Annotated in this window: 15 protein-coding genes; 7 read left to right on the forward strand and 8 right to left on the reverse strand. The window is 55.8% G+C overall.

Annotated features, from left to right (window positions below; translation table 11 throughout):
• Positions 1–19: 19 nt before the first annotated feature.
• The 3 genes from GY169_RS04085 to GY169_RS23525 all read right to left on the reverse strand — a co-directional run bounded on the left by GY169_RS04085 (position 20) and on the right by GY169_RS23525 (position 3,422).
• Positions 20–1,414, reverse strand: a complete 1,395-nt coding sequence (locus GY169_RS04085; protein WP_064542669.1) for a sugar porter family MFS transporter — start codon at positions 1,412–1,414, stop codon at positions 20–22.
• A 378-nt stretch (positions 1,415–1,792) separates the two neighbouring features.
• The gene (gene metK / locus GY169_RS04090) at positions 1,793–2,947 is read right to left on the reverse strand and encodes a methionine adenosyltransferase (protein WP_064542672.1); all 1,155 of its coding nucleotides are present in this window, start codon (positions 2,945–2,947) and stop codon (positions 1,793–1,795) included.
• A gap of 166 nt (positions 2,948–3,113) precedes the next feature.
• A complete protein-coding gene (locus GY169_RS23525; RefSeq protein ID WP_249022756.1) occupies positions 3,114–3,422 on the reverse strand; it encodes a hypothetical protein in 309 nt (102 codons plus the stop codon).
• 173 nt (positions 3,423–3,595) lie between these two features.
• Here GY169_RS23525 and yqgB point away from each other — a divergent pair, with 173 nt between their 5' ends.
• Both yqgB and speA read left to right on the forward strand, forming a co-directional pair.
• A complete protein-coding gene (yqgB, locus tag GY169_RS04105; protein ID WP_163446027.1) occupies positions 3,596–3,727 on the forward strand; it encodes an acid stress response protein YqgB in 132 nt (43 codons plus the stop codon).
• Between the two features lie 8 nt (positions 3,728–3,735).
• Positions 3,736–5,712, forward strand: a complete 1,977-nt coding sequence (gene speA / locus GY169_RS04110; protein ID WP_163446028.1) for a biosynthetic arginine decarboxylase — start codon at positions 3,736–3,738, stop codon at positions 5,710–5,712.
• 215 nt (positions 5,713–5,927) lie between these two features.
• Here the strand turns inward: speA and GY169_RS04115 are convergent, their stop codons facing one another.
• Positions 5,928–7,502 carry a hypothetical protein gene (locus GY169_RS04115; protein WP_167575045.1) on the reverse strand — a complete coding sequence of 525 codons (1,575 nt, stop codon included), beginning with the start codon at positions 7,500–7,502 and terminating at the stop codon, positions 5,928–5,930.
• A gap of 150 nt (positions 7,503–7,652) precedes the next feature.
• On the opposite strand from GY169_RS04115, the gene GY169_RS04120 reads away from it, so the two are divergent.
• The 4 genes from GY169_RS04120 to speB all read left to right on the forward strand — a co-directional run bounded on the left by GY169_RS04120 (position 7,653) and on the right by speB (position 12,081).
• Positions 7,653–8,831, forward strand: coding sequence for an oligogalacturonate lyase family protein (locus GY169_RS04120; protein WP_167575046.1), 1,179 nt, complete (start codon positions 7,653–7,655; stop codon positions 8,829–8,831).
• A 14-nt stretch (positions 8,832–8,845) separates the two neighbouring features.
• Positions 8,846–10,129 carry an ABC transporter substrate-binding protein gene (locus GY169_RS04125; RefSeq protein WP_167575047.1) on the forward strand — a complete coding sequence of 428 codons (1,284 nt, stop codon included), beginning with the start codon at positions 8,846–8,848 and terminating at the stop codon, positions 10,127–10,129.
• Positions 10,130–10,174: 45 nt separating this feature from the next.
• Positions 10,175–10,990: a sugar phosphate isomerase/epimerase family protein gene (locus GY169_RS04130; RefSeq protein ID WP_167575048.1), complete on the forward strand. Its 816-nt coding sequence runs from the start codon at positions 10,175–10,177 to the stop codon at positions 10,988–10,990.
• Between the two features lie 170 nt (positions 10,991–11,160).
• Positions 11,161–12,081, forward strand: a complete 921-nt coding sequence (gene speB, locus GY169_RS04135) for an agmatinase (RefSeq protein WP_064542680.1) — start codon at positions 11,161–11,163, stop codon at positions 12,079–12,081.
• A gap of 58 nt (positions 12,082–12,139) precedes the next feature.
• Here speB and GY169_RS04140 read toward each other — a convergent pair whose 3' ends face one another.
• Together GY169_RS04140 and GY169_RS04145 are read right to left on the reverse strand one after the other, a co-directional pair.
• A complete protein-coding gene (locus tag GY169_RS04140; protein ID WP_163446033.1) occupies positions 12,140–13,408 on the reverse strand; it encodes an OprD family porin in 1,269 nt (422 codons plus the stop codon).
• Between the two features lie 388 nt (positions 13,409–13,796).
• Positions 13,797–14,555 (reverse strand): M48 family metallopeptidase, encoded by a 759-nt coding sequence (locus GY169_RS04145; RefSeq protein WP_163446034.1) that lies wholly within the window; start codon positions 14,553–14,555, stop codon positions 13,797–13,799.
• A 267-nt stretch (positions 14,556–14,822) separates the two neighbouring features.
• On the opposite strand from GY169_RS04145, the gene tkt reads away from it, so the two are divergent.
• A complete protein-coding gene (gene tkt / locus GY169_RS04150) occupies positions 14,823–16,814 on the forward strand; it encodes a transketolase (RefSeq protein ID WP_163446035.1) in 1,992 nt (663 codons plus the stop codon).
• A gap of 55 nt (positions 16,815–16,869) precedes the next feature.
• On the opposite strand, the gene GY169_RS04155 is transcribed toward tkt, so the two are convergent.
• Together GY169_RS04155 and GY169_RS04160 are read right to left on the reverse strand one after the other, a co-directional pair.
• Positions 16,870–19,458: a hypothetical protein gene (locus tag GY169_RS04155; protein ID WP_167575049.1), complete on the reverse strand. Its 2,589-nt coding sequence runs from the start codon at positions 19,456–19,458 to the stop codon at positions 16,870–16,872.
• Entirely contained in the window at positions 19,455–21,446 is a 1,992-nt protein-coding gene (locus tag GY169_RS04160; protein WP_167575050.1) for a DUF5054 domain-containing protein, read from the reverse strand. Before GY169_RS04160 ends, GY169_RS04155 begins: the two co-directional genes overlap by 4 nt.
• Between the last annotated feature and the right edge of the window lie 2 nt (positions 21,447–21,448).

The raw sequence follows: 21,448 nt of genomic DNA on the forward strand, positions 1-21,448 counted from the left end.
GGGAGGAAGCGGGTGAAGGTTAGTCGCGGGCGCCAATTTCACGCAGTGGACGACCTTGCATCAGGTTACGTTCAATATGTTCCAGAGAGACGTTTTTGGTTTCCGGAATTAGCCACAGGGTCAGGAAGATGAACAGTACGTTCAGACCACCGTAAACCCAGAAGGTGTTGGCGCTACCCAGCGAGTTCAGCATGGTCAGGAAGGTTGCGCCGACGATCATGTTCGCAATCCAGTTGGTGGCGGTAGAGCAGGTGATACCGAAATCGCGGCCTTTCAGCGGCTGGATTTCAGAGCACAGCACCCAAATCAGCGGACCGGCGCTCATGGCGAAACCAACGATAAACATCAGCAGCATCAGCACGGCGAAGTACTGGGCAACGGCGGAGTGGATACCGATATGCATCATGGAGCCCAGCACGCCCATGCCCACGGCCATCACGATAAAGCCGAGGATAAGGGTAGGTTTACGACCCCAGCGGTCAACCAGGCCAATCGCGATAAAGGTCGCCAGCACGTTGGTCAGGCCAACGATAACGGTACCCCACATCTGCTCGGTGGTGTTGGTGTAGCCGGCCAGTTCAAAGATTTTCGGCGCGTAGTACATGATGACGTTCATACCGGTGAACTGTTGCATCACCTGCAGCAGCACGCCGAGGAACACCGCGCGACGGAAGTTGCTGTTCTCTTTAAACAGCGCCCAGCCGCTCTGCTTCACCTTCAGGCTTTCGCGGATTTCATCCAGCTCACGTTTGGCTTCGGCGCTGGTATCACGCAGACGCATCAGTACACGTTCGGCATCGTTAAAGCGACGTTTCGCCGCGAACCAGCGTGGGCTGTCCGGCAGGAAGATAACGCCAATCAGCAGTAGCACCGCAGGGATGATGATGACACCCAGCATCCAGCGCCATGCGCCGCTGTAGCTGAAGGCGGTATCGGACAGGTACGCGCCGAGAATACCGATAGTAATCATCAGCTGGTACATGGAAATCATGCTGCCGCGGATTTTTTCCGGCGCAATTTCAGACAGATACAGCGGGGCGGTGTAGGAGGCCACACCCACTGCCAGACCGAGCAGTACGCGGGAAATCAGCAGTACTTCAACGTTCGGCGCCGCGGCGGAGAACAGGGAACCGGCGACAAACAGGATCGCACCGATCATCAGGCTTTTCTTACGGCCCAGCTTGAAGGAGAGCCAGCCGCTGCCGACGGCACCGACGGCGGCACCGAACATCATCGAGCTAACCACCCATTCCTGCGTATGGGCACTGAGTTGGAAATCGGTCGTAATAAACGGTAGGGCACCGGCAATAACGCCGATATCAAGGCCGAACAGCAGTCCGGCCAGTGCCGCCAGAAAACAGACAAAGAAGGTCATTGTCTTGTTCGAGCGCCCCTGTTTTTTATTGTTAGGCATGATGCTCTCCATTGAGTCATTGATTCTATCGATGCTTAGGGTAGGAGACTACGTAGTAAAAAAATGTGATAACAATCACGACTGTGTAATCGGTTACACTAGCATTCGTGTTATGTATGAGTTAAATAACAATTAAATCATATATATGCGTTTATTTTAGTCGGTGATAAAAAAACGATAATGAGATTTTACTGAAACATAACGCAGTAAGGTGAAATGCTGTTTCAATCACGCTATGAAAGGCTTGTCGAATGGAACGCACCAATGTGTAATCGCTTTCATGAAAGTGTTTTGAAATGTAAATTGATACGCAGAGAGGATGAATAGCAGGCATAAAAAAGCCAGCGCGAGGCTGGCTTTTATCGAAGGGAGGGGCGCTTATTTCAGGCCAGCCGCTTCGCGCAGCTGAGCTGCTTTGTCGGTTTTTTCCCATGGGAAAGTTTCGCGACCGAAGTGACCGTAAGCTGCTGTCTCTTTGTAGATCGGGTGCAGCAGATCCAGCATCTGGATCAGGCCGTAAGGACGCAGGTCGAAGAATTCGCGTACCAGACCAATCAGTTGCTCAGCCGGTACTTTCTCAGTCCCGAAAGTTTCCACCATGATGGAGGTCGGTTCAGCCACGCCGATAGCGTAGGAAACCTGAATTTCGCAACGGTCAGCCAGGCCAGCGGCAACGATGTTTTTCGCTACATAACGCGCAGCATACGCCGCAGAACGGTCAACTTTTGATGGATCTTTACCGGAGAACGCGCCGCCGCCGTGACGAGCCATGCCGCCGTAGGTATCCACGATGATCTTACGACCGGTCAGGCCACAGTCGCCCATTGGGCCGCCGATAACGAAACGACCGGTTGGGTTGATAAAGAATTTGGTCGACGCGTTCAGCCATTCGGTCGGCAGAACCGGCTTGATGATCTCTTCCATCACCGCTTCCTGCAGCGATTTTTGATCGATGCTTTCTGAATGCTGAGTAGACAGAACGACAGCATCAATACCGACGATTTTGCCATCGTCGTACTGGAAGGTGACCTGGCTTTTCGCGTCCGGACGCAGCCACGGCAGGGTGCCGTTTTTACGCACTTCAGCCTGACGCTGCACCAGACGGTGGGCGTAGGTGATTGGCGCAGGCATCAGCACGTCGGTTTCGTTGGTTGCATAGCCAAACATCAGGCCCTGGTCGCCCGCGCCCTGTTCCAGCGGATCGGCACGGTCAACGCCCTGGTTGATGTCCGGGGACTGTTTACCAATCGCGCTCAGTACGGCACAAGAATTGGCATCAAAGCCCATATCAGAATGCACATAGCCAATTTCGCGAACGGTGTTACGGGTGATCTCTTCGATATCAACCCATGCGCTGGTGGTGATTTCACCGCCGACCAGCACCATACCGGTTTTGACGTAAGTTTCGCACGCTACGCGGGCTTTCGGATCCTGCTCGAGGATGGCGTCCAGCACGGCGTCGGAAATTTGGTCTGCGATTTTGTCAGGATGCCCTTCGGATACAGACTCGGACGTAAAAAGGTGTTTTGCCATATTTAATATCACCCAATGAGAATTTGGTTAGCTCAAACTGTTGTATTGAATAATCACGATGGAAGATTATACCACGGACTTAAGGGTTGCCGTCACTGGCAGTCTGAGTGTTAATCGGTATAGATGGATTAACATCTGGACGGCTATTTTAGGTCACATCTTCACCTCAATGCCAGTTTTTTTTGAGATAGCTCGCATTCTGTTGCAACTGAGATTGGAAATTTTTCCTGACACCGGCGGCAAGCTGCACATTTATATTTTGCATTTTAGGTGGGTTATCGGTATAAAACGCCGCGCGCGGCTCATACAAAAAAGCACACGTCATTTTTCGTGTTGCCACTTCCAGCCGGGCTAAGACATTTGCTTTGGCTTGAGGTACGTCTTTCGGGGCGGCCGTGGAGGTGATACGAGATAATGAACCGTTGTATTCTGCTGATTCTACCGTGCCGTTCTGGCGCGAATATGTTCCCCGCAACCCGCCATTCTGCTTTGCATACCAGCCGATGTTATACCCATTTCGGCGCTTCTCAGGACTCCCGAGCCGGTAGGTAACGGAACACTGAACAAGGGCGCTCTTGTTACGGCAAGGGTTTTCTCGTGGTTTCGCTGAACCGTCATACCCGGTTCAGGTGCGTGTTTTACAATGATATGAAAAAGAAACCGGTCGCACAGTCGATGCGTCAGCATGTTCTGCTGCCTCATCGGGCTGTTTATGGGTTGTTATCGCAACGTCACGCTGCGATAGTAGTTAACTGTTTTACACTTGTTATAAATAATTGAGGTTCGCTATGTCTGACGACATTTCATTGGATTCGCCTTCGTCAGCAGGCGAACGCGGTGTACTACGTTCCATGCAGGAGGTTGCGATGAGCTCCCAGGAAGCCAGCAAAATGCTACGCACATACAACATTGCCTGGTGGGGCAATAACTACTACGACGTCAACGAACTGGGCCACATCAGCGTCTGCCCGGATCCTGACGTTCCGCAAGCGCGTGTCGATCTCGCCGAGCTGGTTAAAGCCCGTGAAGCACAGGGTCAGCGCCTGCCTGCGCTGTTCTGCTTCCCGCAGATTCTGCAGCATCGTCTGCGCTCGATTAACGCGGCGTTCAAACGCGCGCGTGAATCCTACGGTTACAACGGCGACTACTTCCTGGTTTACCCGATCAAGGTTAACCAGCATCGTCGCGTTATTGAGTCGCTGATCCACTCCGGCGAGCCGCTGGGTCTGGAAGCCGGTTCTAAAGCTGAGCTGATGGCGGTGCTGGCGCATGCGGGCATGACTCGTAGCGTGATCGTCTGTAACGGCTATAAAGACCGTGAATACATTCGTCTGGCGCTGGTGGGCGAGAAGATGGGCCACAAGGTCTATCTGGTCATCGAGAAGATGTCTGAAATCGCTATCGTGCTGGAAGAGGCGGAACGTCTGAACGTGGTACCGCGCCTTGGCGTGCGTGCGCGTCTGGCTTCTCAGGGCTCCGGTAAATGGCAGTCCTCCGGCGGTGAAAAATCTAAGTTTGGTCTGGCGGCCAACCAGGTTCTGCAACTGGTGGAAATCCTGCGCGAACGTGGCCGTCTGGACAGCATTCAACTGCTGCACTTCCACCTCGGTTCGCAGATGGCGAACATTCGCGATATCGCCACCGGCGTGCGCGAATCGGCGCGTTTCTACGTTGAACTGCACAAGCTGGGCGTCAATATTCAGTGCTTCGACGTCGGCGGCGGCCTGGGCGTGGACTATGAAGGTACCCGCTCGCAGTCCGACTGCTCCGTGAACTATGGCCTGAACGAATACGCCAACAATATCATTTGGGCGATTGGCGACGCCTGCGAAGAGCATGGCCTGCCGCACCCGACGGTGATTACCGAGTCCGGCCGTGCGGTGACCGCGCACCACACGGTGCTGGTGTCGAACATTATCGGCGTTGAGCGTAGCGAACATACCGAAGCGACGCCGCCGGCTGACGATGCGCCGCGCGCGCTGCAAAGCATGTGGGAAACCTGGCAGGAGATGCACGAGCCGGATAACCGCCGCTCGCTGCGCGAATGGCTGCATGACAGCCAGATGGACCTGCACGATATTCACGTCGGCTACTCTTCAGGCACCTTTAGTCTTCAGGAGCGCGCGTGGGCAGAGCAGCTGTATCTGAACATGTGCCACGAAGTGCAGAAACAGCTCGACCCAAGCAACCGCGCGCACCGTCCGATTATCGACGAGCTGCAGGAACGTATGGCGGATAAAATTTACGTCAACTTCTCGCTGTTCCAGTCAATGCCGGATGCGTGGGGCATCGACCAACTGTTCCCGGTGCTGCCGCTCGAAGGGCTGAACCAGGCGCCGGAGCGCCGTGCGGTGCTGCTGGACATTACCTGTGACTCTGATGGCGCGATTGACCACTACGTCGACGGTGACGGCATTGCCACCACCATGCCAATGCCGGAATACGACCCGGAGAATCCGCCGATGCTCGGTTTCTTTATGGTCGGTGCGTATCAGGAGATCCTCGGCAACATGCACAACCTGTTCGGTGATACCGAAGCGGTTGATGTGTTCGTCTTCCCTGACGGCAGCGTCGAGGTTGAGCTTTCCGATGAAGGCGATACCGTGGCGGATATGTTGCAGTACGTTCAACTGGATCCCAATAAGCTGCTTACCCAGTTCCGCGATCAGGTGAAAAACACCGATCTGGATCCCGAGCTGCAGCAGCAGTTCCTGGAAGAGTTTGAAGCCGGTCTGTACGGTTATACCTACCTCGAAGACGAGTAATCTCGCTCGCCCGGCGGCGTCTGTCCGCCGGGTTTTCCCACCTGTGTTTCTTCCTTCATCGATAACGATCACAAAATCGTTCGATCAGAATGTGATGTCTATCACTCGATTTTTTCCACAACCGTGATGGTTTTCACTCTTTACGCCCGCGAATAGGCTCAGCCACGATTTGCACCGGCCAGGCGGATTTACTTACCGACGCGTCGACTTCATGCTTAATCATTATCAAGGCTGGCAATCAACGTGGCGATGCGTTGCGGATTGAGCAGGGTAGCAAAGGCGCTGGGATGCGCGTCCCCATGCTGGCTAAACCAGGCCTCCAGCTCGTTATTTTGCTGCCGGAAGTCGCGTAAGGCGACGGCAAGCTGCGTACGGATATCGGCCTGTTCACCGTACTTACGCAGCCACAGTTTGAGGCTAAGCGCCTGGGTAAAGGCGCTGTAGATATGGGTATATTTGAAGGCGCGAATCGCGCCGTCGGCGATAGCGCGCCGGGTGGGCTCGGCCAGGCCGCTGTCGGGCAGTAGCTTCAGCGAACGGCTGTAGAGATAGTCGGCGAGAAAGCGGCTGCGCTGGTTTTCCAGCTCGATAAGCTGGCATTGCTGAACCCCCAGTTCGCGATCGTCGCTGGGCATCAGCGGCTGAAAAGACTGCGTCCAGTTTGCGCCGCGAGTATCGAGATGCAGCAGGTGCAGGGTATGTTCTAAATCAGTTGGCGGGCGGCTGTGGCATTGCAGCACTCGACCCAATAGCGTCGGCGTTTTGCAGCTCCACTCATGGCTGGCGATGACGATATCGCCGAGTGCGTTGAGCGTGTGCTGTGGCGCAGTGGGCGCCTGTTGCTGTAACCAGCGGTGAACGATATGCCGCGGATTGACCTCCGGCTCGTGGATGAGTGGGGCAAGGCCGAACAGGTTAAGTTCATTCTGGCTGCCGTTGAGCGTCAGGTCGGGCATCCATTCCCAGTCGATGCGTACGGTGATCGCTTCGGGTGCGCCGCCGCTATGCTGGTTAAGCCAGGCGAGACGCTGCTGAATCTCCTCAAGCAGATAGCACGGGAGCAGCGTCCAGCCGTATTCCAGGCCCCAGAGGTCCAGCTCGAGCCATTTGCGGTTGCTCTGGATATTAAGCAGGTTGGGGTTGCTGGCAAAGCCCGGACGGTAATCGAGTTCGGTCGCCTTAATCGAGGCGCGCACATCGTCAGGAAGGGTTTCCAGCGCCGTACGCAGCATCTGCCGGGGCCAGGTTTTGTCCTGATAATCGCGCAGGATCAGCAGGCGGCCAAGCTGACGAATGCCTTGATAGAGAGTTTTTAACGACGTTTTCCAGTGTTCATTGCTGATGTCCGGGGTGGATAACGAAAGACGCAGGCCCCGCACTGCCGGAAGCGCGGCGAGAATATGTGGAATAGTGTGCTGGAAAAAATGCTGAATAAATGCGTCGTGATTATTTTCTGAAAGAAAGAACTCAGGAAATTTAGCTTTTAATTCCTGGCTATCGGGCGTGGCTTCGCCCTGTAACCAAAGCTGTAAATGATGTTTCTGGCAATAATCGCCCACCCGCCGTAAATAAATAATGGCATGCTCCTGGGCTAGCGTCAGATTAATTAATTCACTGCCTTTACAGCACCTGGAGGGGGGCGCTAATCGGGCTAATAAAGATTGCTGATGAATAACGATACCCTGAAATTCATAGCGTAGCGCCTGGCCGACGGTGTATTCCACAAAAGACCAGCGCCAGATATCCGGAGAATTAATCTCCATGAACAGTAAAGGCGTTGTGGCTGTCATGGTTCACGCTCCTGTGCCCGATGGGAGCAGGGATGCTAAATCCGCCGCGCTGAAAGGTCAAACGCCGCGGCGACTGTAAACACTAAAATGTGAGCCTGCTCGACCCGCTCACCCTGATTGCGCTTATCACGTTAAATTCGAGGATTTATTATGGCTAAAGGTTCGACGCTGCAACTGGATTTTGAACATTATATTGATAGTGATACCGGGGCAAAAGTCACCCGTTTTACGCCGGTCGACGTTATTTGTCATCGAAATTATTTTTATCAAAAGTGCTTTATCGACGGCGGTCGTAAATTAATTTTTGCCGGAGAATTTGATGGGTATCGTAATTACTATTTACTGGATATCGCCAGCGGCCTCGCGACGCAATTAACCGAAGGGCCCGGCGATAATACCTTCGGCGGCTTTTTATCGCCAGATGAAACCGGGCTTTATTATGTGAAGGCCGAACGGAATTTAATGCGCGTTGATTTAGCCACGCTTCAGGAGACGGTGGTGTATCGCGTGCCGGACGAGTGGGTGGGCTACGGTACCTGGGTGGCGAACTCGGCTTGCGACAAGCTGGTGGGGGTGGAAATCCATCGCGATAGCTGGCGACCGATCAGTGACTGGAAGGTGTTTCAGGAATTCTTCGACGAGCAGCCGCGCTGCCGGGTTATCCGCATCGATCTGCGCACCGGCGAGCGGGAGACGCTGCTGGAAGAGAACCAGTGGCTGGGCCACCCGATTTACCGCCCGAATGACGATAACACCGTGGCGTTCTGCCATGAGGGGCCGCTGGATCGCGTCGACGCGCGCATGTGGCTGATGGATGAGCAGGGCGGCAATATTCGCAAAGCCCGCGAACCCGCGCCGGGAGAGAGCTATACCCATGAGTTCTGGGTGCCTGACGGCTCGGCGCTGATGTACGTCACCTATGTTAAAAACAGCCCGGTGCGCTATTTGTGCCGCATCGACGGCGAAACCGGCCAGGATGAACGCCTGATGGCAATGCCGCCGTGCTCGCACGTGATGAGCAACGACGACGGTTCGCTGGCGGTGGGCGATGGCTCCGGTATCCCTATTGATATCGCCGATAACGCGGGCTATGGCGATACCCGCGATCCGTGGCTGTGGCTGTTCGATCTGCGTCATAAGAAGGCGCACAAAATCGCCTGCCACAGCTCGTCATGGCAGGTGCTCGACGGCGACCGTCAGGTCACCCATCCACACCCGTCCTTTACCCCTGATGAAAAAGCCGTGCTGTTCAGTAGCGACAAAGACGGGAAACCGGCGCTGTATCTCGCCGAAATACCCGACGACGTTTTACAGCAAATTCACGCTTAAACAAGGAGTTCCCGATGCATAAGCTTATCGCCCCGGTGGCGGCGTCATTGATGCTTGCGTGTTCCTGTCTGTCCGCCGCGCAGGCGACCGAAATTCGCATCTCCTGGTGGGGCGGCAACAGCCGCCATCAGGCGACGCTCAATGCCATCAAGCTGTTTGAGGAGAAATATCCGGATATCAAAGTGAAAGCGGAATACGCCGGTTGGGAGGGCTATCTCTCCCGTTTGACGGTACAGATTGCGGGCGGCAACGAGCCGGATGTGATTCAGACTAACTGGAACTGGCTGCCGCTGTTCTCGCGCGACGGTAAGGGCTTTTACGATCTCTATCAGCAAAAGGCGGTGCTCGATCTTCAGCAGTACGATCCGCAGTCGTTGAGCACCACCACCGTCAACGGCAAACTGAACGGGCTGCCGGTGGCGGTGACCGCGCGCAGCTTCTACTACAACAGCAAACTGTGGCAGGAGATGGGCGTCAGCTATCCGCAAAGCTGGGACGAGCTGATGGCGGCAGGGCGCGCCTTTAAAGCGAAGGATGAAGAGAAATATCCGCTGGTGCTCGACTATATGGAGTCGCTGACGCTGGTGCAGTCGTGGATGGTGCAGAAATACAACATTCCGGCTATCGACGAGAGCAAAGGCAAATTTACCTACACGCCGCAACAGTGGCAGGACTTCTTCCAGATCTACAAAGATCTGGTGGATAACCACGTTTTCCCGTCAATGCGCGTGCTTGCCTCCTACGGCAAGAGCAATACCTGGGAGATGAAGCCTTGGATTCAGGGCAAGTGGGGCGGGGTGTATATGTGGAACACCAACGCGGTGATGTACGAAAACAACCTTACCGCGCCGTACAACAAGCTGGAGCTGGGGCCGTTCTTTATGCTGCCGGGGGCGAAAGACGCCGGCTTGTTCTTTAAGCCGACCATGATGTTCAGCATCGGTAAAACCACCAGGCATCCGCAGGAGGCGGCGAAGCTGATTAACTTCCTGATGAACGATCCACAAGGCGTGAAAGCGATGGGGCTCGAGCGCGGCACGCCGCTCAGCAAGGCCGCCTGGGATCAGCTCAAAGCGGATGGTCTGATTCAGGAGGACAACATTACCGTCGCCGGTATCAACTCCTCGCTGGCGCTGCCGCACGATATTCCGACCTCGCCATACTTCGACAACCCGCAGCTGGTGGAACTGTGGCGCAACACGATTGAGAACATCGACCACGGCAAATTCACCGTTCAGGAGGCGGCGGAGCACTTCTCCCGTGGCGCCAGCCGTATTTTAACCAAAGCCATGCGATAACAGTCTGGGTCAGCGTTGAGGCGCTGGCCCACAAAAGGTGAGCGAATGATCAAGTTTAGCGCAACGTTAACGTGCCGTTATGACACGCTTTTTTCGCCGTTTCCGCCAGAAGAGCTTGAACAGGGGCTGGCGTGGTTGGCGCAAAGCGGTTTTGATGCGGCCGAGCTCTGTATCAATGATTATCAGGGGATAGATGTCGCCAGGCTGAAACGGCGGCTGGACAGCTATGGATTAGGCTGTACGACGATCGCTACCGGGCAGGCCCGCAGGCGAGATGGCCTGTCGCTGCTGTCTGGCGATAACGCAGTGGTAGCGCGCACCCGCGCACGGTTGGCTGAACATATTGAAGTCGCTGCGCTACTGGGAAGTCACGTCACTATTGGGTCGTTGCGCGCGCCGGACAGAGAGATGAGCAAAACAGCGTATATGCATGAACTGGCGGAAGCGATGCGCCCCTGCGTGGAGCTGGCTCAGCGCTGCGGCGTAACGCTAGTGCTGGAAGCGCTCAACCGCTACGAAATCAGTCATCTGCACAGCGCGGCGGATATGCTGGAATTTCTTACCCTCAGCGATGCGCCCGATAACGTCGGCGTGCTGTGGGACATCTTCCACGCCAACATTGAGGATCGCGATTTTTCTGCGGCGATTGCGTTGCTGGGGTATCGCCTCAAACACGTCCATTTTGCCGACTCCAACCGCGCCTTTCCTGGCTACGGTCACCTGCCGATTGACGACATTTACCGGGCGCTGAAGCAGGCGGGCTATCATCATGCCGTTTCGCTGGAGTGCCTGTGCGCGCCGTCGGTGGAAACCCTGCTGGAGGAGGCCGGGCCGCTCATTGCCCGTTTACGTCGGCTATAATTCTTATCAGGAGCAAGGAGGGGGCCGATTGTTTTGAACGTACTTGAACCCGTACAGATTAACGGCGATAATCGCCCCCATACAAGCAGTACACCCATTCAAACCCTTCCTCGTCGGGCCTAACGACGCGGAAGGGTTTTTTTATATCGACGTAAAAGAGGTCACAGCCCATGAGCACCTTAGGTCATCAATACGATAACTCCCTGGTTTCCAACGCGTTTGGTTTCCTGCGTCTGCCGATGAACTTTATGCCGTACGACAGCGACGCAGACTGGGTCATTACCGGCGTACCGTTTGATATGGCGACCTCTGGTCGTGCCGGTGGTCGCCACGGCCCGGCGGCGATTCGTCAGGTTTCCACCAACCTGGCCTGGGAGCACAACCGCTTCCCGTGGAACTTCGACATGCGTGAACGTCTGAACGTCGTCGACTGCGGCGACCTGGTTTATGCTTTCGGCGACGCGCGTGAAATGAGCGAGAAGCTGCAGGCGCACGCGGAAAAACTGCTGGCGGCGGGCAAACGCATGCTCTCCTTCGGCGGCGACCACTTTGTCACGCTGCCGCTGCTGCGCGCGCACGCCAAACACTTCGGTAAGATGGCGCTGGTCCACTTTGACGCCCACACCGACACCTATGCCAACGGCTGCGAGTTCGATCACGGCACCATGTTCTACACCGCGCCGAATGAAGGGCTGATCGATCCGAATCACTCGGTGCAGATTGGTATTCGTACCGAGTTCGATAAAGACAACGGTTTCACCGTGCTGGACGCCGGTCAGGTGAACGACCGCAGCGTGGACGACATCATTGCTCAGGTTAAGCAGATCGTCGGTGATATGCCGGTCTACCTGACCTTTGACATCGACTGCCTGGATCCTGCGTTTGCACCGGGTACCGGCACGCCTGTCATTGGCGGCCTGACCTCCGATCGCGCTATTAAGCTGGTGCGTGGCCTGAAGGATCTGAACATCGTTGGGATGGACGTGGTGGAAGTGGCTCCGGCGTACGACCAATCTGAAATCACCGCGCTGGCCGCGGCGACCCTGGCGCTGGAAATGCTCTACATCCAGGCGGCGAAGAAAGGCGAATAAGTATTTGTTGGCGGTTCCCGGCGCGGCCGAGCCAGGCCGGGAACCGTCATCTTACCGATTAAAACGCGTTGAACGGGTACTCCACGTAAACGCGGACTTCGTTACCGCTGACGTTATAGTCGCTGGCGTTGCTGGAAACGCGCAGCACCGAGTAGCGAACTTTGAACTTCAGATCTTTTGCCGGGCCGTCCTGGACCTGGTATTGCACCTGGTTAAACCACTCGTGCTCTTTACCGTTGTTGGTTTCCGCCGTCTTGATGTTATCGCCGCGAACGTACGCAGTGGTCCAGCTCAGGCCCGGTAAGCCCAGTCCGCCAAAGTCCAGCGCATAAGACGCCTGCCATGAACGTTCGTCTTCACCGTTAAAATCAGACCAGTAGGAGTTCGCCAGCCAGATGGTATTGCCGCCGTCACCCACGCCGCCCTGATTCTGGTAGCCGCCATAGTTATAGCCGGTGCTGCCGCTGCTCTGCTGGTAGGCGATTTTAAAGGTGTGAATATCCCAGATATAGCTGGTCGCCAGGCTCCAGATGCTGTTGCTGCGCCCGGTATCCAGCGAGTCCGCATATTCCTGCTCCAGACGGGAGTTATAGCCGTTGAAGTCGAATACCAGCTTCTGGTTTTCGGCCAGCGGCTGAGCGTAGTTCAGGCCGAGGTACTGCTTGTTCAGTACATCTTCCACGTGAGAGGCATACAGCGCGCCGCTCAGTTGATCGTTAAACTGGTAGCTCGCGCCGCCGAAGGTGATGCTTTTCAGGCCGCTGTTGTGGCTGTCATCGCTCTTACGCTGTTCGTCGGTGAAGTAACCGGCGTTCACTTCCAGACCGGCGATCTCTTTCGAGGTCAGCATTGTCCCGGTGTAGGTTTCATACAGCAGACGGGAGTCGTCGGCGTAGAGAATCGGCAGCGTCGGGCGCTGGTTGCCGTAGCTCAGCACGGTGTTAGAAAAGCGCATTTTGGCCGTTGCGCCAAACTTAGCAAGGTCGGACTTTGCACGACCATCGTTGTCCTGCGCGAAGAAGTCGATTCCGCCCGCGCCGCTGTTTCCGCGGCCGCCGTCCAGACGCACGCCGTACTGGGCGATACCGTCGACACCAAAGCCGATGGGTCCCTGAGTAAAGCCGGATTCAAAAGTGGCAATAATGCCCTGGCCCCATTCGCTTTTATCATGCAGCCCATCGCGATAGTCGCGTTTGATATACGCGTTACGCAGGAACAGATCCAGATGACTGTCATCAATAAAACCCTGGCTATCAGATTGCTGGCTCGCAAAAGCCGGCGCAGAGGCAATAATACTTAAGGCAACTAACGTTAATTTCTTTTTCACGGAGGGAACTTCTCTGTTTATAAAACTGTCAAATTGTGTTGTTACAATTTGGATAGTCGCCTGAATAAGTATCAAAAGCAATCATTGTATGAAGAGATGTTTCGCCAGAAATCCCGCGGCGAGGCCCGCCATGCGTGCGTTTGTGGATTGGCTATAGACTATTTGAAAATACGGATAATGAGCTTGATGAAAGGCAAATAATATAATCTTATTTCCTTTTTTAGAGTAATTGTCCGGCTTTTGCGGTTGACGGATATATATTCTTTGCAGCTGTCGGTGTTGTATATTTAACGGTTTGTGCGCTTAAATTATCAATTAGTGCCGTTTACTGGTTTTAATATTTTTTTCTTATTCGCGCAAGGGGGCAATATTGCCCCCCGGTGAATCTTTATTTAATTCCGTCGGCCTGTAAACGCTCGCGGATATGCTGTGCGCGTTCCTGGGACGCTGGGTGATCGTCAAACATGGAGCTTTGACGGCCATCTTCCAGTTTCGATAGCTTCTCAAAGCTGGTGGCGAGACCGGTTGGATTGATGCCGCGTTTTCGCAGCAGGTCATAGGAGTAGTCATCCGCCTCTGACTCCTGACGTTGGGAGAACTGCGAGTTCACCAGCTTCTCGCCCAAATCGCCAAGCTGCGACTGCGACAGGCTGCCGACGATACCGCCCGCGGAAGCTGCCGCTGCGCGCAGGGCGTTGGTCCCAATGGCTACCTGCATGCCTTTCTTCACGTGGCCCAGCGCAACGTGGCCCATCTCGTGACCGATAACCGCTTCCACTTCGTTATCGTTCATCAGGTCCATCAGGCCGCTATACACGCGAATACAGCCGTTGGCCATGGCGAAAGCGTTCACATCCTTCGCCTCGTAGACTTTGTAGTTAACCGGCTGGCCGTTGATGTTGTCGCCAAGCGCGGCGGCGATTTTGTTCAATCGCTGCGTATAGGCGCTGTTGGACGGCGCGATGGTAGCCTTGCTGTCCATATCCTTACAGGCCTGATCGCTCAATGCTTGTACCTGCTGATCGCTCAGGGAGAAGGCCTGCAAAGCGCCGGTGCCTGAACTTAATAAGCCATTTGAATCCATATTCTGACAGCCACTGAGCAACAAAGTAGCGCCAAAAGCCAGAACCATCGCCCGTTTCTTCATGAGATTGCTTCCAAAGTCGTTTATCTGAAAATGCCCTGGAACTGCGCCGCCAGAGTTGAGCTAAGTATAAAGAATATCGCGGCTTACGGGCGAGAGGATTACAACTTGTTAACTACTGTTCCAGAGATTTCTGAAGAGGCAAAAGGATGCTCCATGTACATGCTTTGTCGCATAGGTTACATTGTTGACACTTTTTTCTGGCATAGCCCGTAACGTGCGCGCTTCGTGACGTTAGGGTAGCCTTCAACAGTCCGAACTGGAGTCAAAATGTCCTCACGTAAAGAGCTTGCTAATGCTATTCGTGCGCTGAGCATGGACGCAGTACAGAAAGCCAATTCCGGTCACCCGGGTGCCCCGATGGGTATGGCTGACATTGCCGAAGTCCTGTGGCGTGATTTTCTGAACCATAACCCACAAAATCCGTCCTGGGCTGACCGTGACCGCTTTGTGCTGTCTAACGGCCACGGCTCCATGCTGATCTACAGCCTGCTGCACCTCACCGGTTACGATCTGCCGATGGAAGAACTGAAAAACTTCCGTCAGCTGCACTCTAAAACGCCGGGTCACCCGGAAGTGGGGTACACCGCTGGCGTTGAAACCACCACCGGTCCGCTGGGTCAGGGTATTGCGAACGCCGTAGGTATGGCGATTGCTGAAAAAACGCTGGCGGCGCAGTTCAACCGCCCGGGTCACGACATTGTTGACCACTTCACTTACGCGTTCATGGGCGATGGCTGCATGATGGAAGGCATTTCTCACGAAGTGTGCTCCCTGGCCGGTACCCTGAAACTGGGCAAACTGATTGCTTTCTATGATGACAACGGCATCTCCATCGACGGTCACGTTGAGGGCTGGTTCACCGATGACACCGCCAAGCGTTTCGAAGCCTATAACTGGCACGTGATCCGCGGTATCGACGGCCACGACGCAGACGCGATTAAACGTGCTGTTGAAGAAGCGCGCGCGGTCACCGACAAGCCGTCTCTGCTGATGTGCAAAACCATCATTGGTTTCGGTTCCCCGAACAAAGCCGGTACCCACGACTCTCACGGTGCACCGCTGGGCGCAGACGAAATTGCGCTGACCCGCAAGCAACTGGGCTGGAACTACGGTCCGTTTGAAATCCCGGCTGACATCTACGCTCAGTGGGATGCGAAAGCCGCAGGCCAGGCGAAAGAAGCCGCGTGGAACGACAAGTTCGCCGCTTACGCGAAAGCCTTCCCGCAGGAAGCCGCAGAATTTACCCGTCGTATGAAAGGCGATATGCCGTCTGACTTCGACGCGAAAGCGAACGAATTCATCGCGAAACTGCAGGCTAACCCGGCGAAAATCGCCAGCCGTAAAGCTTCCCAGAACGCGATTGAAGCCTTTGGTCCTCTGCTGCCGGAATTCCTCGGTGGTTCCGCTGACCTGGCACCGTCTAACCTGACTATCTGGTCTGGCTCTAAAGCGATTAACGAAGACACCGCAGGTAACTACATCCATTACGGCGTGCGTGAATTCGGTATGACCGCGATTGCCAACGGTATCTCGCTGCACGGTGGTTTCCTGCCGTACACCTCTACCTTCCTGATGTTCGTTGAATATGCCCGTAACGCGGTGCGTATGGCAGCGCTGATGAAGAAACGTCAGGTGATGGTCTACACCCACGACTCCATCGGTCTGGGCGAAGATGGCCCGACTCACCAGCCGGTAGAGCAGATTGCCTCCCTGCGTGTGACGCCGAACATGAGCACCTGGCGTCCGTGTGACCAGGTTGAATCCGCGATTGCGTGGAAATACGGCGTAGAGCGTCAGGACGGCCCGACCGCGCTGATCCTCTCCCGTCAGAACCTGGCACAGCAGGAACGTACCGAAGCGCAGCTGGCGAACGTGGCTCGTGGTGGTTACGTGCTGAAAGACAGCGACGGCCAGCCGCAGGTGATCCTGATTGCGACCGGTTCTGAAGTTGAGCTGGCGGTTGCCGCTTACGAGAAACTGACCGCTGAAGGCGTGAAGGCGCGCGTGGTTTCCATGCCGTCTACCGATGCATTCGACAAGCAGGATGCGGCTTACCGTGAATCCGTGCTGCCGAAAGCCGTCTCTGCGCGCGTCGCTATCGAAGCGGGCATTGCTGACTACTGGTTCAAATACGTGGGCCTGAACGGTGCGATCGTTGGCATGACCACCTTCGGTGAGTCTGCGCCAGCGGATCTGCTGTTCAAAGAGTTCGGCTTTACCGTAGAAAACGTGGTTGCGAAGGCGAAAGGCCTGCTGTAATCCGTTATTGGGAAGTCAAAAGGCCGCGAATGCGGCCTTTTTTTATGGCGTGGCGTTAACTTGTGGCGGGGATGCTGAGATTGAGCGTCAGGTGGTCATGGCCCCGCAGGACGGTTTTTTCCATCTTTTCCCCCAGCGCGTTGCAGGTGTAGTCGCGCCAGGCTTCCGGTACCTCAAGCGCGTTGGGGGAGGGGTTATACAGCCGTACCAGCGTTTTGCCGTATAGCACGTCAACGCCGCTGACGACCCAGCCTTGCGGCAGTTGGCTCAACAACTGGCGATGGTTGATTTTCCGTTCTGCAATAAACATATCAAAATTGTCCAGGCGCTGAAGACCCGACCGATCGTTCTGCCATTGCCATAGCCGCACCGGTGCGCTGTAGCGCTGTTCACGGATGGCTAACTGCGCCGGAGAATATTCGCCAGCACACAGAGCAAAGTGAAAACTCAGTTCGCCGGACAGATTGCCTTCCGGTGTGGCCTGACGCTGGCCGGAAGCGCGTCCAGGACGGTACAGCAGATCGTCTTTGCCAAGCTGGCCGACGCTGCGAAACAGCGTCAGACGAAGCTGCTGCCCTTGATAGGCATACTCTTTCATACCACGGGCGAAAACGTGAAAGTCGGCGTGAGGGCTGAGCCGGTGCATAAAAGGCTCCGTATCAACCGGCTTTTCCGCATAGCCCGCGCTATCGGCAATGTGTTGATTAGCACGCGTCAGGGTTCCAAATGGCACGTCGGCGCACACCGCATCGATGGTCTTCCCGGTGTTGAACAACAACTGCATACGGTGATCGCGCGCGGTATTTTCAATCGTCAGGTCGCCAAGCAGCATATCGTCTTCAAGGGTCAGCGTGAGCTTGACGTTTACAACGCGCTGGCGTTCACTGCGCGCCAGACGATCGTCGTTAATGCCTTCCGGCAGTAGTAGCGCGGCATGCAGGTGCAGGCTTTGTTGCCACGGATGCTGCTGAGCGTTATCCAGGGTGAAGTGCGAGAAGGTCAGGCCGCTATCGCCGGGCAAGGGCGAAAAGTCGTAGAGATCGCCGTCGTCGCTGATATCGCGTAACTGTAGCAGTGGCGACAGCGTGCGGCCGCTGGCTTTCTCCTGCCAGTGCAGCTGATTGTCCTGCAGGCTCAGGCGATAGTACGCGTTTTCGATCGTCTGTATTTCCTGACTGACGGCAGGAAGCGTTATCGGCTGCTGAACGGGAGTGACGTAAAAGAGCGCAAAACCCAGCGGCGGCACCGGTACGTTGAGCAGATCGACGACGTTTTCGTAATACCAGCACTGTTGTTCCGTCTCCACTTCACCGTCCGGCGTCAGCAGCACGTGACGCGGTAGCTGCACTTGTCGCTGCTGGTGTACGACCACGCGGAGCGGTTCACCGTTTTCGCCCATCAGCGCAAAATGGGCCGCTGGGGTGATCAGCATCTGGCGGCGAACGTCCACATTCGGGCTGCTGGTGCCGTTGACCACCAGAAATCGATAGGGTGTTTTCGCGGCAAGGTTAGCCAGCAACTGACGAGCGTGCAGACTGAATATTGCCTCGCCGATTTGTTGTGCCTGGCGACAGCGGTGGAGCACGTCGCGGTTGGTTTCGTCACTGTTGCAGCCGCCCATACTGTCATGAGCGTGTGATTCCAGCAGCCAGCGCCACGCCTGTTCCAGCATCTCTTCGCCTTCCTCAAAACCGTTGCGTCGCGCCAGAGCCAGCATCGGTTCCGCCAGCCGGGTCAGACACAGTTCCGCATCGTTATTGGCTTTCTTGATATCGTAGCGCGAAGAACCAATGCTCTTGTGCACACGAGCAAGACGAGGAATGCGAAACTCACCGCGCCAGCGCGGCAGCGGTTTATCGGCCAGCGTGGCGAAGTAGCGTTCATAGCTGCTGATTTCCCAGCGATCGTCGCTGAGGGCGTTGACCGCGGCGATCAGCCGGTCGAAATCGGCATCGCAGCTAACCTGATCGCCGCCGATAGGGCAGAGAAGGTCCGATGAGGGCGAGAGCGCCTTCATGCGAGCAATGAGAGGGAACGTCTCTTCATCAAAATGCGCGGGCCGGAAGTTGCGCCAGCGGCCGCCGCGCTCGGGATGGGCGAGCGAGTAGCCAAAGGGTGTAATCACGGTGATGGCGCTATCGCCGTTCAACGCCTCCCAGCACAGCTCTGTCGGCCCCATAATCTGTGGATCGTAGCCACGGCGCAACAGTATGTGCCGTAGTCCAAACGCACGGGCAATCTGCGGTAGCTGCGCGTGGCTGCCAAAGGTGTCTGGTAGATAGAGCACCGACATGCAGTAGCCCGCCTGCTGCGCGTGATGGATGCCGATGCGCAGGTTACGGAACAGTGATTCCGTGGCGATGTTAAACAGGTCCGGCTGGGTGTACCACGGGCCGATTAGCAGCCGTTTATCCCGCACGAGCCGGCGCGCCCGTTCGGCCATGTTCGGTTTAAGACGGATAAAATCGTCAAAAATCGAGCTCTGGCCGTCAAGATGAAAGACAAAGCGGGGATTGTTCTCCAGTGCGATAATCAGTTCGCTAAAGGCTTTCAGCGCAAAAAGCTGCGTATCGAGCGTGGAGAAATACCATTCGCGATCCCAATGGGTGTGCGATACGGCGTGAATCGTTCGGGTGTCGCTCATTGCGGCTTCCCTCTCTCTTTAAAATAGATGCGATACTCTGCGTGAATATCCTCTGCGTACCACATCGGGAAGTTGGTGCCCCAGATGTTGTTATAGAGTTGGCTATAGAGGCTGACTCGCGGGGGAGACGGTTCGCCAAAGCAGAGAATTCGCGGCTGGTAGAGCGCCAGCAGCGGCGCATCCAGCGGCTCCAGCGTCCACTGTTCTGTATGCGCAAGCTCTACTGCGTGCAGGTTAGCGTTACCATTTCTGACCACGTTAAACCAGTCGATGGGATAGCCGAGTTTCTGGCACGTGCTCTGGCCGATGTTGATCAACCCCAACTGGAGCCAGATTTCTTCTGGCAGCCGGTTGGCCTGTTTGCCGAGAATGCTCAGGCGTAGCGAGATCGCGTGGCGAATCTTGCTAAAACCGTACTCCAGGATGATTTCATCGGGCAGCTTTAATTCAATACCCGCGGCCTTGTTGGGTTGGATAATGGCCTGTACATACCAGGCGTCCAGCTCGCCGCGAAAGCGGACCTGTTTAAGCGAGAAACCCACCTGCTGCGTACTCACGGGGCGTGGGGTGAGTTCCAGGCCGGGTTTGGTAAAATCTGAGAGCGCCCACGGCGCGGTGACATCCAGGTTCTGCAGATAGCGGTCGCGAAAATGGTCATATTCCTGTGGCCCGACCTGCCGATAGATCAGACGGGCAAAAGGCGCATCCAGCATCGGCTTGCCGTCGATGTTGAGCGTCGACAGGCTGCCGTCGTTGGCGAGGGCAAAATCATAGTCGCCAAAGGAGAACTGACGTAGTCCGGTCGCCATCCCCTTAACGGTGACGGGACCCGCGCCGGTCATCTCACAGAGCGGCGCCGACAGATGGGCGCAGGCGCTATCAATATAGCGTCGCTGTTCTGCCCATGATTGGCTGAAGTGATGATAGCTGCGGGTGCCCTTGTGGGGCGAGTGTGTAATAAATTGCCCAAGCGCATGATATTTTTCTGGCACGGGGGCGTTAACGCTGTCCTCCTCTCGCGCGGCGCTGAACGCCTCCGGCAGATAATGGCAGTAGTCAGGGAGATGCAGCTTAAGATCCATCCCCCAGGTATGCTCCGGCACCATCAGCAGCGCGTCAAGCGCCTCGGGCGGGCAGGCTATTTCCTGCTGTAGACGGCAGTTTAACCGACGATAGCGGCTGACTTTTCCTGGGTCGGTTGCCAGACCGTGATTCCACGTGTCGCCAATTTCGGCATCGACGACCGGCAGCGTATGGCGGATGGTTTCAACACGAGCGGCGAAGGCGTCCAGCGTCGAGGCGCTAACCAGTGCCTCGGGATAGCGCTGCCGGTAGCGTGCGATCAACTGCATGACTTCACTGGCCGTAGGCGGCGAACAGTTATCTTCGGCATGACAGAACACCAGCAGTTCGTCCAGCGCTTCACACCAGGTTTCGTTGCCGTAGCCGCCGAAAGAGTAGTTGACGATGATATCGCGCTGACCATATTTCCAGATAAACAGCGGCGGAACATCCGGCGGGCAGGAGGCGGCATTGACGCCCAGATGCAAGTAACGCATCCCGGCATCGGCCAGCCACGGTACGATGGCCTGAGTATGGCCCGGTACGTCTGTCATCTTTGCGGCAATCGTCTGGCGATGGAAGCGCTCGTCCAGCGCCTGGCGATAAGAGAGGGCGTGGCGCATCAACGTTGGCGTCAGTAGCTCGCTATGGACGGTAAACGGCAGACCATGCCAGACGATGTCCCCGGCCTCGATAGCATTGCACAGTCGGGCCTTATCTTCGGGCTCTGCGCGCTGGAAATAGCGGTGGATAAGCCATGCCCCGCAGGTCCAGATAAAGTTTTTCTCTCCTCCGGTGTTAACCTCCCGGGCGAGATTCACCACGGCGGGAATAAACTCCGTCAAATATTTATCTTCAATCGACTGGGCGTAATCGGTGAAGCCAATGTCGAGATGGGTTTTGTAGATGATATGAACCCGCTGCATGT

It is taken from the genome of Kluyvera genomosp. 3 (assembly GCF_011765685.1).
Classification (GTDB): domain Bacteria; phylum Pseudomonadota; class Gammaproteobacteria; order Enterobacterales; family Enterobacteriaceae; genus Kluyvera; species Kluyvera georgiana_A.

Bases quoted from the DNA above. Each gene is read 5' to 3' on its own strand.
- GY169_RS04085 (WP_064542669.1), bottom strand. From the start codon at position 1,414: ATGCCTAACAATAAAAAACAGGGGCGCTCGAACAAGACAATGACCTTC.
- metK (WP_064542672.1), bottom strand. From the start codon at position 2,947: ATGGCAAAACACCTTTTTACGTCCGAGTCTGTATCCGAAGGGCATCCT.
- yqgB (WP_163446027.1), top strand. From the start codon at position 3,596: ATGAAAAAGAAACCGGTCGCACAGTCGATGCGTCAGCATGTTCTGCTG.
- speA (WP_163446028.1), top strand. From the start codon at position 3,736: ATGTCTGACGACATTTCATTGGATTCGCCTTCGTCAGCAGGCGAACGC.
- GY169_RS04115 (WP_167575045.1), bottom strand. From the start codon at position 7,502: ATGACAGCCACAACGCCTTTACTGTTCATGGAGATTAATTCTCCGGAT.
- GY169_RS04120 (WP_167575046.1), top strand. From the start codon at position 7,653: ATGGCTAAAGGTTCGACGCTGCAACTGGATTTTGAACATTATATTGAT.
- GY169_RS04125 (WP_167575047.1), top strand. From the start codon at position 8,846: ATGCATAAGCTTATCGCCCCGGTGGCGGCGTCATTGATGCTTGCGTGT.
- GY169_RS04130 (WP_167575048.1), top strand. From the start codon at position 10,175: ATGATCAAGTTTAGCGCAACGTTAACGTGCCGTTATGACACGCTTTTT.
- speB (WP_064542680.1), top strand. From the start codon at position 11,161: ATGAGCACCTTAGGTCATCAATACGATAACTCCCTGGTTTCCAACGCG.
- GY169_RS04145 (WP_163446034.1), bottom strand. From the start codon at position 14,555: ATGAAGAAACGGGCGATGGTTCTGGCTTTTGGCGCTACTTTGTTGCTC.
- tkt (WP_163446035.1), top strand. From the start codon at position 14,823: ATGTCCTCACGTAAAGAGCTTGCTAATGCTATTCGTGCGCTGAGCATG.
- GY169_RS04155 (WP_167575049.1), bottom strand. From the start codon at position 19,458: ATGAGCGACACCCGAACGATTCACGCCGTATCGCACACCCATTGGGAT.
- GY169_RS04160 (WP_167575050.1), bottom strand. From the start codon at position 21,446: ATGCAGCGGGTTCATATCATCTACAAAACCCATCTCGACATTGGCTTC.